This window comes from Salmonella sp. SG203 (assembly GCF_013350575.1).
GTDB lineage: Bacteria > Pseudomonadota > Gammaproteobacteria > Enterobacterales > Enterobacteriaceae > Salmonella > Salmonella enterica.
On sequence record NZ_SNMT01000009.1, the window covers coordinates 1 to 14231 of the forward strand.

12 protein-coding genes are annotated in these 14231 nt (G+C 52.1%); 2 read left to right on the forward strand and 10 right to left on the reverse strand.

The window, feature by feature from the left end; genetic code table 11:
- Nucleotides 1-144: 144 nt before the first annotated feature.
- The gene (cof, locus tag HV477_RS14110) at nt 145-963 is read right to left on the reverse strand and encodes an HMP-PP phosphatase (RefSeq protein WP_079899105.1); all 819 of its coding nucleotides are present in this window, start codon (nt 961-963) and stop codon (nt 145-147) included.
- Between the two features lie 100 nt (nt 964-1063).
- On the opposite strand from cof, the gene HV477_RS14115 reads away from it, so the two are divergent.
- Together HV477_RS14115 and queC are read left to right on the forward strand one after the other, a co-directional pair.
- The gene (locus HV477_RS14115) at nt 1064-2764 is read left to right on the forward strand and encodes an SgrR family transcriptional regulator (RefSeq protein WP_001238162.1); all 1701 of its coding nucleotides are present in this window, start codon (nt 1064-1066) and stop codon (nt 2762-2764) included.
- A gap of 64 nt (nt 2765-2828) precedes the next feature.
- Nucleotides 2829-3524 (forward strand): 7-cyano-7-deazaguanine synthase QueC, encoded by a 696-nt coding sequence (gene queC / locus HV477_RS14120; protein WP_000817201.1) that lies wholly within the window; start codon nt 2829-2831, stop codon nt 3522-3524.
- 106 nt (nt 3525-3630) lie between these two features.
- On the opposite strand, the gene fadM is transcribed toward queC, so the two are convergent.
- The 9 genes from fadM to bolA all read right to left on the reverse strand — a co-directional run bounded on the left by fadM (nt 3631) and on the right by bolA (nt 14195).
- Nucleotides 3631-4029 (reverse strand): long-chain acyl-CoA thioesterase FadM, encoded by a 399-nt coding sequence (gene fadM / locus HV477_RS14125; RefSeq protein WP_001194543.1) that lies wholly within the window; start codon nt 4027-4029, stop codon nt 3631-3633.
- A 103-nt stretch (nt 4030-4132) separates the two neighbouring features.
- Entirely contained in the window at nt 4133-4507 is a 375-nt protein-coding gene (locus HV477_RS14130; RefSeq protein ID WP_000680322.1) for a helix-hairpin-helix domain-containing protein, read from the reverse strand.
- A 149-nt stretch (nt 4508-4656) separates the two neighbouring features.
- Nucleotides 4657-6528: a peptidylprolyl isomerase gene (ppiD, locus tag HV477_RS14135; protein ID WP_000969434.1), complete on the reverse strand. Its 1872-nt coding sequence runs from the start codon at nt 6526-6528 to the stop codon at nt 4657-4659.
- A gap of 290 nt (nt 6529-6818) precedes the next feature.
- The gene (gene hupB / locus HV477_RS14140) at nt 6819-7109 is read right to left on the reverse strand and encodes a nucleoid-associated protein HU-beta (RefSeq protein WP_254888479.1); all 291 of its coding nucleotides are present in this window, start codon (nt 7107-7109) and stop codon (nt 6819-6821) included.
- A gap of 190 nt (nt 7110-7299) precedes the next feature.
- A complete protein-coding gene (gene lon, locus HV477_RS14145) occupies nt 7300-9654 on the reverse strand; it encodes an endopeptidase La (protein ID WP_001067723.1) in 2355 nt (784 codons plus the stop codon).
- 185 nt (nt 9655-9839) lie between these two features.
- A complete protein-coding gene (gene clpX / locus HV477_RS14150; protein WP_000130314.1) occupies nt 9840-11111 on the reverse strand; it encodes an ATP-dependent protease ATP-binding subunit ClpX in 1272 nt (423 codons plus the stop codon).
- A 251-nt stretch (nt 11112-11362) separates the two neighbouring features.
- Entirely contained in the window at nt 11363-11986 is a 624-nt protein-coding gene (gene clpP / locus HV477_RS14155; RefSeq protein ID WP_000122257.1) for an ATP-dependent Clp endopeptidase proteolytic subunit ClpP, read from the reverse strand.
- 246 nt (nt 11987-12232) lie between these two features.
- Entirely contained in the window at nt 12233-13531 is a 1299-nt protein-coding gene (gene tig / locus HV477_RS14160) for a trigger factor (RefSeq protein WP_001198406.1), read from the reverse strand.
- A gap of 346 nt (nt 13532-13877) precedes the next feature.
- Nucleotides 13878-14195 (reverse strand): transcriptional regulator BolA, encoded by a 318-nt coding sequence (bolA, locus tag HV477_RS14165; protein ID WP_000973433.1) that lies wholly within the window; start codon nt 14193-14195, stop codon nt 13878-13880.
- Nucleotides 14196-14231 lie beyond the last annotated feature (36 nt).

The window sequence follows — 14231 nt, forward strand, 5'->3', positions numbered from 1 at the left end:
GACCGCAAGATGTTTTAACAAATCAAAAGGGGTTTTAATAACTGACTTAAAGCTGAAAGCTTTCCGGAACCCCCAGCCTAGCTGGGGGTTTTCCATAGACAAAAAAAAGCCAGACTGAATGTCTGGCTTGCTGGAAGAGATCTCTCATTCGGGGGAATAAGGTAGATGCGGATTGTCCAGCCAATGCGTCAAAAAGTGTGATACCGCTTGATTACCACAATGTCCGATAACCGAAAGGTGTGGCAGCGCGGCGATAAGCTGCGGCATGGCATTGCCCATAATGAGCCCCCGCCCGACGCTGCCCAGCATTTCCCGATCGTTCATCGCGTCGCCAAACGCCATGCAATCTGCCAGTGAAAGCCCTAAATGGTTGCTCAATACCGCCAGCGCCGATCCTTTATTGCACCCCAGCGGTAGCACTTCCAGGCAGTCGACGGCAGAGAAACAGAGGTGCGCGCGTTCTTCCAGCACCTCATTGAGCTGAATGCGCAAACGGATCAGATCGTCATGATCGCCGCAAAAACAGATCTTCGTCACCTGATGGGCCGGAATGCTTTTTATATCGATAACCTGATAACGAAAGCCGCTGTAGACGTGCGCCTGGAGTAGCGCGGGGATCTCCTGGCCTGTAAACCAGCCGTTGTCATTAAACACATGCATACTGGCTCGGGTATCCCAGGCATGGTGCATCACCGTATCGGCAACCTGAGGATCGAGATCCTGACGATGCAGCACGTCGCCTTCCAGCGAGTGAATTCGCGTCCCGTTACCGGTAATAAGATAAGCATCCAGTGAAAGCGTCCCCAGAATATGCCGCATTTCCAGCACATGACGACCCGTAGCGAATGTCAGGGTGATATCGCGTTCGCGCAGACGCGCCAGCGTGGCGATCGTTTCTCTACCCAAATGGTGATCGGGCATTAATAACGTGCCATCCATATCAAATGCTGCCAGACGGGCCATCTCTTTCTCCACACTGTGACGCGGTTAACTTGTTGTTCAGTATTACCTGAGATATACGGAAGTAATAGTGAACAGATAAAAGGAAGTGTTCCGGGTTTCTATGAGGCTACTGAATCGGCTTAATCAATATCAACGCCTCTGGCAGCCTTCCGCCGGGGAAACGCAACATGTCACCGTTAGCGAACTGGCCGAACGCTGTTTTTGTAGCGAGCGCCATCTGCGAACGCTGCTGCGTCAGGCCCAGCAGGCAGGTTGGCTAAGATGGGAGGCGCAGTCCGGGCGCGGGAAACGTGGACGGCTCCAGTTTCTGGTCACGCCGGAATCGCTCCGCACCGCCATGATGGAACAGGCGCTGGAAAAAGGGCAGCAGCTCAACGTACTGGAACTGGCGCAGCTGGCGCCGGGCGAGTTACGGGCGATGCTCCAGCCTTTTATGGGCGGCCAATGGCAAAACGATACGCCGACATTGCGTATTCCCTACTATCGTCCGCTTGATCCGCTGCAGCCGGGTTTCCTGCCAGGCCGCGCGGAACAGCATCTCGCAGGGCAAGTTTTTTCCGGGTTAACGCGCTTCGACCGCGACAGTCAATATCCTTGCGGGGATTTGGCGCATCACTGGGAGGTTTCCGCCGACGGTTTACGCTGGGATTTTTATATTCGCTCCACGCTGCACTGGCATAATGGCGATGCGGTGGATACCGCGCAGCTACACGAACGCCTGGAAAGGCTGCTTACCCTACCCGCGCTAAGCAAATTGTTTATTAGCGTCGCACGGATCGAAGTAACGCATCCTCAGTGCCTGACCTTTCTCCTTCACCGACCTGATTACTGGCTGGCGCATCGTCTGGCGAGCTATTGTAGCGGTCTGGCGCATCCTGACCTGCCGCTTATCGGCACCGGTCCTTTTCGCCTGGCGTTGTTCACGCCGGAACTGGTGCGTCTGGAAAGTCATGACCATTATCACCTCAGCCATCCGCTGCTGAAAGCGATTGAATTCTGGATCACCCCGCAACTGTTTGCCCAGGATCTGGGCACCAGTTGCCGCCATCCGGTGCAGATTGCCATCGGCAAACCGGAAGAGCTGGCGACGCTGAGTCAGGTAAGTAGTGGTATCAGTCTTGGCTTTTGTTATTTAACCCTCAAAAAGGGCTCACGGCTCAACGTACAGCAGGCGCGGCGTCTGATACATATTATCCATCATACTTCGCTGCTGAAAACCTTACCGGTAGATGAGAACTTGATTATGCCAAGTCAGGGGCTGCTACCCGGCTGGACAATCCCGCAATGGCAGGACGTTGATGAAACGCCATTGCCGAAAAAACTTACCCTGGCGTATCACCTTCCCGTAGAGCTGCATACGATGGCGGAACAGCTTCGACATTACCTGGCGACGCTCGGCTGTGAGTTAACGTTGATTTTTCATAATGCCAAAAACTGGGATAACTGCCCTGCGTTGGCGCAAGCGGATCTGATGATGGGCGACAGGCTGATCGGCGAAGCGCCGGAATATACGCTGGAGCAGTGGCTACGTTGCGATCAGATCTGGCCGCATGTCCTGGACGCGCCTGCGTTTTCCCATCTGCAGGCTACGCTTGACGCTCTGCAAATTCAGCCCAATGAAAAAGATCGCCGCGCCGCGCTACAACAAGTTTTTGCTAACCTGATGGATGACGCCACACTTACGCCGCTGTTTAATTATCACTATCGCATCAGCGCCCCACCGGGCGTTAACGGCGTTCGGCTCACCCCTCGCGGCTGGTTTGAATTTAGCGAAGCCTGGCTTCCGCCGCCTTCGCCGTGAAGAAGCTGGTCGGGATTATCCGTACGCGTTACCATATTGGTTTTCGTCATTGATCAGGATAACTATGAAACGCGCCGTTGTTGTATTTAGTGGAGGTCAAGACTCCACCACTTGTCTGGCGCAAGCGCGGCATCAGTATGATGAAGTGCATTGTGTCACGTTTGATTATGGTCAGCGCCACCGCGCAGAGATTGATGTCGCGCGGGCGCTGGCGTTAAAACTTGGCGCACGCGCGCATAAAGTGCTGGATGTCACTTTACTGAACGAACTGGCGGTCAGCAGCCTGACGCGAGATAGCATTCCGGTGCCGGACTATGAACCGAACGCGGACGGCATCCCCAATACTTTCGTACCGGGACGTAATATTCTCTTTCTGACGCTGGCGGCGATTTACGCTTATCAGGTCAAAGCCGAGGCGGTGATCACCGGCGTTTGCGAGACCGATTTTTCCGGCTATCCAGACTGTCGCGATGAGTTCGTCAAAGCGCTGAATCACGCGGTGAATCTGGGCATGGCGAAAGATATCCGTTTCGAAACGCCCTTAATGTGGATTGATAAAGCTGAAACCTGGGCGCTGGCCGATTATTGGGGCCAACTGGATTTGGTTCGCGAAGAGACGCTGACCTGCTATAACGGCATTAAAGGCGATGGCTGTGGTCATTGCGCAGCCTGTAATCTGCGCGCTAACGGCCTGAATCATTATCTGTCGAATAAAGCGGCGGTGATGGCGGCAATGAAGCAAAAAACCGGGTTAAGGTGATTGTTTTGCCGGATGGCGGCGCACGCACCTTATCCGTGCCTGGCGATATGCACCATGGTCAATATCGCCAGGCCGGACAAGTTCAACGCCATCAGACAGCGAGGCGTTATTGCACCATCTGTTCCAGCTTTTCACGCAATTCGCCTTCCAGCGGCAGCGCTTTTTGCGTTTTTAAATCAATACAAACAAACGTGATGAGCGCATCGGCCACCACCTGCCCTTCTGGCTCCAGCGTAATCGTCTGGCTTAATACGCCGCTTTTACCGTTAAGCTGTTGTACCTGGCTGGTCACGGTCAGTAGATCGCTCAATACCGCCGGGCGACGGTAATTTATATTGATGTTTACCACCACAAAGGCAATATTGCGGGCCGTCATCCACTGAAAGCTGTCGCTGTTTTCCAGCCCATCCCAACGGGCCTCTTCCAGAAATTCCAGATAGCGGGCATTATTAACATGTTGATAAACATCAAGATGATATCCACGAACTTTGATTTGTGTTTGCATAGCGCAATAACCTTACGTTGTTGTTATAAGTAAACGACAAGTACAGAGGTCATAACTGGTATGACCTCTACAGTCTGGCAAATTTTTGCCACTGTGCAAGTGATTACAATGTTAAAACTGCCAGATTACGCTCCACCAGCGCGCTTCCCATTCCCGGCACCTGCTTTAAATCATCCACCGTTTTAAAAGGACCATACTCCTCCCGATAGCTCACAATAGCCTGCGCTTTTTTCAGCCCAACGCCGTTCATCACCCGCGCCAGATCCTCCGCAGACGCGGTATTAATGCTCACCCTGGTACCTTCATCATCGCTGGCTTTAGCAGGTAATGCCGCTTTGGCGGAGGATGAAGAAGGCGTATCCGCTTTTGTTTCCACCGCTGCATTTTTTGCGACAGGCGTCGCCGCCAGTGCGCTATGGGCCATGCCCGCGCAGGTTAAAGAAAGTGTAATAAGCAGTGCTTTAATTCCGTGTTTCATACTGTTTTCTCCTTGTTTGTTAACAGTGCAGCCACGATAGCGGGACGGAGAAAAACGAACAAACGGCAATTCTCAGAAATGGAAAAGGCCGCGAAAGCGGCCTTTGTGGGATACAACATTTTGCAATTTTTTGCGAAGCGCCTCGACGATTACTGCTGTTCCAGAGCGTCGCCGATTTTGATTTTCGCCTCTTTACGCAGATTGCTCATCAGCGCCTCAAAGACAATTTGCGCATTGTTCTGCGTGATGCCCTGCACCATCGCTTTTTTCTGCGCTTCCGGCATGGCGCCCGCTTTCACCTCGTCAAACGCCAGCAGAACGACGTTACCCTGCATATCGTTCGCCACGCCATAAACTGGCTTATCTTTCGTCGGAAGGCTTAACGCAAAGGCCGCCTGACTCACCGGATCCTGACTGGTACGACTTAACGTTTTAGGCTCGCCAAAACTCAGACCCGCCGCTTTCATCGCTTCCGCGCCTTTGCCCGCTTTCAGCTCGACCAGCAGTTTTTCCGCATCCAGCTTCGCCTGTTGTTCCGCTTTGTTATGCTTCACCAGGGCAGTGACCTGTTCTTTCACTTCTGCCAACGGCTTCACGGCTTCAGGTTTATGTTCGCTCACGCGCACAACAAAAGCCCGGTCGCCATCTACGGTGATAATGTCTGAATTCGGCCCCGGCGTACCGTTTTCGCCCACCAGACCGCCATTAAAGATAGCATCGGCTACCGGTTTGAAGTTCAGCTCTTCCGGTAAGGTGTCACGGCTAAACCAGCCGGTTTCAACCGCTTTTACGCCAGCGACCTGTTCAGCGCCTGCTAACGACTCATTGTCGTTGCTTGCCGCATCGCTCACCTTCTGCTGCAACGCATAGTAAGCATCCAGCGCTTTTTCTTGTTTCACTTTCGCGGCAATGTCGTCGCGAACCTCGCTTAACGGTTTCACTTTGGCAGGCTGAATATCATCCAGACGCGCCACCAGAAAACCGACAGACGACTTAATCACGCCAGATATCTGGCCCTTTTCTTTTAATCCGGCGTTTTTCAGTTCCGGCACCGTGGCAGACTCTTCCAGCCAGCCCATATCGCCGCCATTACGCGCAGAGATGATATCGGTAGATTTCTCCTTCGCCAGCGTGGCGAAATCTTCGCCCTTGTTCAGCGCATCCAGTACCGCTTTCGCATCATCTTCCGTTTTGGTCTGAATAATGCTGTAACGAATACGCTCCGGCTGAGTAAACTGATCTACATGCTGGTCATAATAGGCCTGAATATCCGCATCGCTGACCGGCGCCTGCATCGTCGCGGCATCCAGCTTGATGTAGCTTACGCGGAACTGTTCCGGCGTCATAAAGCGGACTTTATTCTGATCGTAGTAGCTGGACACTTCCTGATCGGTCACCTGCTGCTTCGCCGCCAGCGCGTTGACATCAATAACGGCTTCACGCACCACGCGCTGTTGAGAGACTAATGCCGCCAGTTCGTCGGTTTCCCCTTTCAGCATAAAATCAGTACCGGCCACGCCGTTGATCAGTTGCTGAGTGGTAAGCTGGTTACGCAGCGCCTGAGCGTACTGATCGGCGGTCATTCCCATCTGATTCACAATCGCGTTATAGCGGTTGTTGTCAAACTTACCGTCCACCTGAAAAGCGGGAGTGGCGAAAATCGCCTGTTTTACCTGCTCATCGCTGATGCCCAGTTTCAGTTCGCGGGAATATTGATCCAACAGCGCTTCATCTATCAGACGATTCAGCACCTGCTGGCGCAGGCTTTTCATATAACCTTCGTTGGCCGCCAGTTCAGAATACCTGTCGCCCAACTGCTGCTGCATACGGTTACGTTCGTTATTAAACGCATTCTCAAACTGTGCCCGGCTGATTTCCTGGCCATTCACTTTTGCGGCGTAGTTATTGCTTCCGCCAATCAGGTAACCACTAACGCCGGTCAAAATGAACGACACGATAATGATAACGAAAATAATCTTGAGCACGAGACTGTTTGCAGCCGTGCGTAAGCTGTCCATCATGGTGTAACCACACTCCGCTGTAGGTGACTTTACACTTTATCTTTCAGGCGGCTTCTCTGCTGGCTACTGAGTGATTCGCTCAGTAGCCGCGTCGACGCAACCTGAATGATTTGCGTATAGAGACTTCACGCGCATCGCATTTTCTGAACGCGGCGCACAAAAGCCTATTGTGACAAGAAACGAGGGCAATTGTCAGCCCGCAACGCACAGAAAGTCCCGAATCGCCAATAAAAAAGGCACATCAGTTGATGCGCCCTTGTACTTTGTCACATCCCCCGAGGGGATCACGCTTAGTTTACCGCGTCTTTCAGCGCTTTACCTGCACGGAAACTCGGCACTTTGGCAGCGGCGATGGTGATCTCTTTACCTGTTTGCGGGTTGCGACCAGTACGGGCAGCACGCTCTTTAACAGCAAAAGTACCAAAGCCTACCAGTGCAACGTCATCCCCTTCTTTCAGAGATTCGGTAACAGAAGCAATAATCGCATCTAACGCACGTCCAGCCGCAGCCTTAGAGATATCAGCCCCTGCAGCAATTTTTTCGATCAGTTGAGATTTATTCACTCTTCTCTTCCTCTTTATAATTTATATCGCACCTGAATCCTTCGAAGTACGACCGCGCAGCAGTTATATCAGGCCTGCCACGCCCTTACAACACCCGTTAATGGTGGCAGACCCAATCAACCATCTAAATTAGCTATACAAAAAAAGGCTGGCAAGTCCGAAATAGCCTGCCAGCCCTGTTTTTATTAGCGCTATTTGCGCGAGGTCACTATTTTGCGGTTACAACCTGCATCCCAGACGGTTCGTTTTGCAGAGCAAGCGTCAGAACTTCCTCAATACGCTTAACCGGGTGAATATCCAGATCGGCAATCACGTTGTCCGGAATCTCCTCCAGGTCACGTTTATTTTCGAATGGAATTAAGACCGTTTTAATCCCGCCGCGATGCGCCGCCAACAGTTTTTCTTTCAGGCCGCCGATCGGCAACACCTGACCACGCAGCGTGATCTCACCGGTCATTGCCACATCTGCGCGCACCGGATTACCGGTCAGGCAGGAAACCAGCGCGGTACACATCGCGATACCGGCGCTTGGACCGTCTTTCGGCGTTGCGCCTTCCGGCACGTGAACGTGGATATCGCGTTTTTCGTAAAAGTCCGGATTAATACCCAGTTTTTCCGCGCGCGCACGCACCACGGTCAGCGCCGCCTGAATGGATTCCTGCATCACTTCACCGAGCGAGCCGGTGTAGGTCAACTTGCCTTTGCCCGGGACGCAGGCGGTTTCGATGGTCAACAGATCGCCGCCCACTTCCGTCCACGCCAGCCCCGTCACCTGACCTACGCGGTTTTCGCTATCCGCGCGGCCATAATCAAAGCGCTGCACACCGAGGTAGTCGTGCAGATTATCGCCGTTAATTTCGATATGTTTTAACGACTTATCGAGCAACAGTTGTTTAACCGCTTTGCGGCACAGTTTGGAGATTTCACGCTCCAGACTACGAACGCCCGCTTCACGCGTGTAATAGCGGATAATACCGATAATCGCGCTATCGTCGACCGTCAGTTCGCCTTTCTTCAGCGCGTTACGCTCGATCTGCTTCGGCAGCAGGTGACGTTTAGCAATATTCAGCTTCTCGTCTTCGGTATAACCGGACAGACGGATCACTTCCATACGATCCAGCAGCGGCGCCGGAATGTTCATGGAGTTGGAAGTGGCGACGAACATCACATCGCTGAGATCGTAATCCACTTCCAGGTAATGATCGCTGAACGCCACGTTCTGCTCCGGATCCAGCACTTCCAGCAGGGCGGAAGCCGGATCGCCGCGCATGTCAGAAGACATTTTGTCGATCTCATCGAGCAGGAACAGTGGGTTTTTAACCCCCACTTTGGCCATTTTTTGGATCAGTTTACCCGGCATAGAGCCAATGTAAGTCCGGCGATGACCGCGGATTTCCGCTTCATCACGCACGCCGCCCAGCGCCATACGGATGTATTTACGCCCTGTTGCTTTAGCGATGGACTGGCCCAACGAGGTTTTACCTACCCCCGGCGGCCCCACCAGACACAGGATCGGCCCCTTGATTTTATTTACACGGCTTTGTACCGCGAGATACTCAAGGATGCGGTCTTTCACACGCTCCAGACCATAATGGTCAGTATCGAGGATTTCCTGCGCCTGACGCAGGTCTTTTTTGACCTTGCTACGCGCATTCCACGGCACCTGCACCATCCAGTCGATATAGCCGCGCACCACGGTCGCTTCCGCCGACATCGGAGACATCATTTTCAGCTTCTGCAGTTCCGCTTCCGCTTTTTCTTTCGCCTCTTTCGGCATTTTCGCCGCGTCGATCTTACGCTTCAGCGCTTCGTTTTCGTCCGGCGCGTCGTCCATCTCGCCAAGCTCTTTCTGAATCGCTTTCATTTGCTCGTTCAGATAGTACTCGCGCTGGGATTTCTCCATCTGCTTTTTCACGCGGTTGCGAATGCGTTTCTCAACCTGCAGCAGATCGATTTCAGATTCCATCATCGCCATCAGATATTCCAGACGTTCGTTAACGTCGGACATCTCCAGTACGGACTGTTTATCCGCCAGTTTCAGCGGCATATGCGCGGCGATGGTGTCAGCCAGACGTGCAGGGTCGTCAATGCTATTGAGTGACGTCAGCACTTCCGGCGGAATTTTTTTGTTCAGCTTGATGTAGCCTTCGAACTGGCTGATAGCGGTACGCACCAGCACTTCTTGTTCACGCTCATCAATGGCTGGCGAATCAAGGTACTCCGCCTTCGCGGAGAAATGTTCGCCGTTGTCAGACAGCGCGGAAATACGCGCGCGCTGTAACCCCTCGACCAGCACTTTTACGGTGCCGTCAGGCAGTTTCAGCATCTGCAAAATAGAGGCCACGGTCCCGACGGTGAAAAGATCGTTTACACCCGGCTCATCCGTTGATGCTTCCTTCTGGGCGACCAGCATGATTTTTTTATCATGGTCCATAGCCGCTTCCAGACAACGGATAGATTTTTCCCGCCCTACAAATAAGGGTATGACCATGTGCGGATAAACCACCACATCGCGCAAGGGCAATACGGGGATTTCAATGCGTTCAGAACGCTCAGGATTCATAGAGCTCTCTCTTAGTTTAGTGTCCGCCAGGTAATCAGATAGTATAGCTGTGCTCCATACCACCTATAACATGTACGTCAGTATATGGGGATGTTTCCCACACATTCAACGGCGTGTTTACAGGAAAAACGAAAGGGGAGATAAAATCCCCCCTTTTTTGGCTAACTGATTGTATGAATGTTTAATTATTCGCCAGAAGCCTGCGCTTCCGGTTTGCCGTAAATCAGCAACGGCTTACTCTGACCGGCAATAACGGACTCGTCGATCACCACTTTTTCGACGTCTTCCATAGATGGCAAATCGTACATGGTATCCAGCAGCGCCGCTTCGACGATAGAACGCAGACCACGGGCACCGGTTTTACGCGCCATTGCTTTCCTGGCGATAGCGTCCAGCGCTTCGTCACGGAATTCCAGATCGACGCCTTCCAGGTTAAACAGCGCCTGATACTGCTTGGTCAGCGCATTTTTCGGCTCTTTCAGGATTTGAATCAGCGCTTCTTCGCTGAGTTCATTCAGCGTCGCTACCACTGGCAGACGACCGATAAACTCAGGAATCAGACCAAATTTGATCAAATCTTCCGGTTCAACCTGCGACAACAGCTCGCCTTCGCTGGCTTTGTCGGACTTCGCTTTCACCGTCGCGCCAAAACCAATGCCGGAGCCGGTTTCAACACGGTTAGCGATCACTTTATCCAGACCGGCAAACGCGCCGCCGCAGATAAACAGAATCTTAGAGGTATCTACCTGTAAGAACTCCTGCTGCGGATGTTTGCGACCGCCCTGCGGTGGAACCGCGGCGACGGTGCCTTCGATCAGTTTCAGCAACGCCTGCTGTACGCCTTCGCCGGAAACATCGCGGGTAATGGACGGATTGTCTGATTTACGCGAAATCTTATCGATTTCATCAATGTAGACAATCCCACGCTGCGCTTTTTGCACGTCGTAGTCGCATTTCTGCAACAGTTTCTGAATGATATTCTCGACGTCTTCACCAACGTAACCCGCTTCGGTTAGCGTGGTCGCATCCGCCATAGTGAACGGCACATCCAGCAAGCGCGCCAGCGTTTCCGCCAGCAGCGTTTTACCGGAACCGGTCGGTCCAATCAGCAGAATGTTGCTTTTACCTAACTCGACGCCATTGCTGGTATCGCCGTTACGCAGACGCTTGTAGTGGTTATAGACCGCCACCGCCAGCACTTTTTTCGCCTGCTCCTGGCCGATAACGTAATCGTCCAGGTGGGTACGAATTTCATGCGGCGTCGGCAGCGCACTACGTTCACGGTGCGGAGCAACTTCTTTAATTTCTTCGCGAATAATGTCGTTACATAAATCGACGCATTCGTCGCAGATATACACGGATGGACCGGCAATCAGCTTGCGCACTTCATGCTGGCTTTTGCCGCAAAAAGAGCAGTACAACAATTTGCCCGAGCCATCTTTGCGTTTATCTGTCATGAGTCAAAACCTCTTCTTTGTTCTTTGTGCCGCACACGACGACGCAAATGCCATTCTCAGGCGCAAGCCGCTAATCAGCGTTGTGCCGCCCTTCATTAGTATATACACAAAATCATTCGAGCTACATCAAGGCGGCAACTCGTCGACTCCGCAGGCGCTTACATAAGTAAGTCACTGGGAGGCGCGCTGGCAGCCAACACCGAGGTAGCGTGAAGGATGAAGTGTATAGCGGCACACTTGCGTCCAGGGCATCAATTACGATGGGTCAAAATTGAGTCAACCAAACCGTACTCTACCGCTTCAGGCGCGGAGAGGAAGCGATCGCGCTCAGTATCACGTTCAATCTGCTCAAGAGATTGACCCGTATGATGCGCCATAAGTTCATTCATGCGCCCTTTTACTTTCAAAATTTCGCGGGCGTGAATTTCAATATCCGTCGCCTGGCCCTGGTAGCCGCCCAGCGGCTGGTGGATCATGACGCGAGAGTTCGGCAAGCAGAAACGTTTGCCTTTCGCCCCGGCAGTCAGCAGAAACGCCCCCATAGAGGCCGCCTGTCCCATACAAATGGTGCTGACGTCTGGCTTAATAAACTGCATGGTGTCATAGATGGACATCCCCGCAGTAATTACGCCGCCAGGAGAATTAATGTACAGATAGATATCTTTTTCCGGGTTTTCCGCTTCCAGGAACAGCATCTGCGCCACGATCAGGTTAGCCATATGGTCTTCGACCTGGCCGGTCAGAAATATGACGCGTTCCTTAAGTAGACGAGAATAGATATCAAAAGAGCGCTCACCGCGTGAGGTCTGTTCAATGACCATCGGCACCAGCGCCATATGAGGGGCCAAATTATCTCGTTCTCCGCTGTATGACATTTCCGTCTCCTGGATAAAAATTGAAAAAATCTGCTGTACTGATTGTAACCTGATGGACGGATTATCAGCCAGTCCCTCTGTAATGGGTACGGCATCGCCATAATTCAAGCATAACAATCTTTTGCTCTAACGCTAACACTGAAACGCGGTTTTCGCACCCTTACCATGCAAAATACGTGACAAAAAAAACCCGTCACTGAAAGGTGACGGGTTTTTGTGCAAATTTCGTGCTTTTAACGCGAAAAATTACGCCTGCTGGTTCATCAGCTCATTGAAGGAAGTGGCTTTTTCAGACACTTTCGCTTTTGCCAGAACCGCTTCAACAGCCTGTTCTTCCAGAGCGACGTTACGCATATTGTCCATCAGCTCTTTATTTTTGCTGTAGAACTCAATCACTTCTTTCGGATCTTCGTAAGCAGACGCCATCTCTTCGATCAGGCCTTTAACGCGTTCTTCGTCCGCTTTCAGCTCGTTGGTACGAATGACTTCGCCGAGCAGCAGACCGACAACTACACGACGCTTAGCCTGTTCTTCGAACAGTTCGCGCGGCAGCTCCAGAGCCTGTTTCTCGTTACCACCAAAACGCTGCGCAGCCTGACGACGCAGAACGTCGATTTCGCTGTCGATCAGCGCAGACGGTACGTCGATGTCGTTAGCTTTTACCAGACCTTCGATCGCCTGAGACTTAACGCGGTTACGCACCGCGCCTTTCAGCTCGCGTTCCATGTTTTTACGTACTTCAGCGCGCAGACCGGCTACGGAACCATCTTCAACGCCGAAACGTTTGATGAATTCTTCGGTCAGTTCCGGCAGTTCGCGTTCTTCAACTTTCTTCAGGTTGATAACGAACTTAGCCGCTTTACCTTTCAGGTTTTCAGCATGGTACTCTTCCGGGAAGGTCACATCGATAGTGAACTCTTCGCCAGCTTTGTGGCCTTTAACGCCGTCTTCAAAGCCCGGAATCATACGACCCTGGCCCATCGCCAGAACAAAATCGGTCGCTTTGCCGCCTTCGAACTCTTCGCCGTCTACAGAGCCGGTGAAGTCGATGGTCACGCGGTCTTCCGCATCAGCAGCGCCGTCTTTTTCTTTCCAGGTCGCCTGCTGCTTACGCAGGGTGTCCAGCATCACATCAACGTCAGCGTCGGTGACTTCAACAACCGGTTTTTCAACTTCGATGGACTCGAGTCCGGTCAGCTCAACTTCCGGATAGACTTCAAACTCGACGGAGTAAGTGAAGTCTTCACCCACTTTGTATTCGCCCGGAACATAGTTCGGCGCGCCTGCCGGGTTAATTTTTTCTTTGATGATCGCGTCAACGAAGTTGCGGCTCATCAGATCGCCCAGCACGTCCTGGCGAACAGAAGCGCCATAACGCTGAGCGACGATATTCATCGGTACTTTGCCTTTACGGAAGCCGTCAATACGTACTTTTTTCGCTACGTTGACCAGCTCGCTTTTTACAGCGGTCTCGATGCTGTCAGCAGCGATTGTAATCGTTACACGGCGGCCAAGGCCCTGAGTGGTTTCAACTGAAACTTGCATCTTGTTACCTCAAAAAATCACAGTGCTCGGTCAACTCTACTCCGCAAGCACGTGCTATTTGCTTCGCGGAACCGGGATGTTCTCATAATCAATCACATTCCCTGTCGTCAGAATCATCCCGAAGACGTTCATATATAAGACGGCGCATTATAGCGGCATCACTTTTGTGAGTCGAGAACGGTGATTGTGCGATGCTGCGGCGGTTTTCACAATTCTCGGCTAATTTTTGTCTGAATACTGTACGGCACGCTCAAAATTCAGACAAAACAAAACGGCCCGCAGGCCGTTTTCACATAATTCTGTAGCAACATACTGGAAAAGCGGAGGTAGTTGCAAATCCGTTTTGCTACGCGATGCTTCCCGCGCCGCGACAAGGAGGCGACGCGAAGATAGTATCCTGCAACCCTTCCCACTCTTTGAGGGTATAAGTATGCAGTGCCAGCGCATGTACGGTTGTGGAAAGTTCCGCCGTTAACGTACCGTAAATCATCCGATGACGATTAAGAAAACGTTCGCCTGTAAAGCGATCGCTCACCAGCACGACCTTAAAATGGCTTTCCGATCCTGCTGGAACATTGTGACGATAGCTTTCATCCACAACTTCGAGAAACACGGGGTCGAACGCTGTCCTTAATTTTTCTTCTATTTGCTCACGTATCATCATGAAAATCTCCTCCGACAACGCTGTGATGTCACCCAT

What these genes read in the sequence shown, in the direction of transcription:
- cof (WP_079899105.1), bottom strand. Translation starts at nt 963, where the DNA reads ATGGCCCGTCTGGCAGCATTTGATATGGATGGCACGTTATTAATGCCC.
- HV477_RS14115 (WP_001238162.1), top strand. Translation starts at nt 1,064, where the DNA reads ATGAGGCTACTGAATCGGCTTAATCAATATCAACGCCTCTGGCAGCCT.
- queC (WP_000817201.1), top strand. Translation starts at nt 2,829, where the DNA reads ATGAAACGCGCCGTTGTTGTATTTAGTGGAGGTCAAGACTCCACCACT.
- fadM (WP_001194543.1), bottom strand. Translation starts at nt 4,029, where the DNA reads ATGCAAACACAAATCAAAGTTCGTGGATATCATCTTGATGTTTATCAA.
- HV477_RS14130 (WP_000680322.1), bottom strand. Translation starts at nt 4,507, where the DNA reads ATGAAACACGGAATTAAAGCACTGCTTATTACACTTTCTTTAACCTGC.
- ppiD (WP_000969434.1), bottom strand. Translation starts at nt 6,528, where the DNA reads ATGATGGACAGCTTACGCACGGCTGCAAACAGTCTCGTGCTCAAGATT.
- lon (WP_001067723.1), bottom strand. Translation starts at nt 9,654, where the DNA reads ATGAATCCTGAGCGTTCTGAACGCATTGAAATCCCCGTATTGCCCTTG.
- clpX (WP_000130314.1), bottom strand. Translation starts at nt 11,111, where the DNA reads ATGACAGATAAACGCAAAGATGGCTCGGGCAAATTGTTGTACTGCTCT.
- clpP (WP_000122257.1), bottom strand. Translation starts at nt 11,986, where the DNA reads ATGTCATACAGCGGAGAACGAGATAATTTGGCCCCTCATATGGCGCTG.
- tig (WP_001198406.1), bottom strand. Translation starts at nt 13,531, where the DNA reads ATGCAAGTTTCAGTTGAAACCACTCAGGGCCTTGGCCGCCGTGTAACG.
- bolA (WP_000973433.1), bottom strand. Translation starts at nt 14,195, where the DNA reads ATGATGATACGTGAGCAAATAGAAGAAAAATTAAGGACAGCGTTCGAC.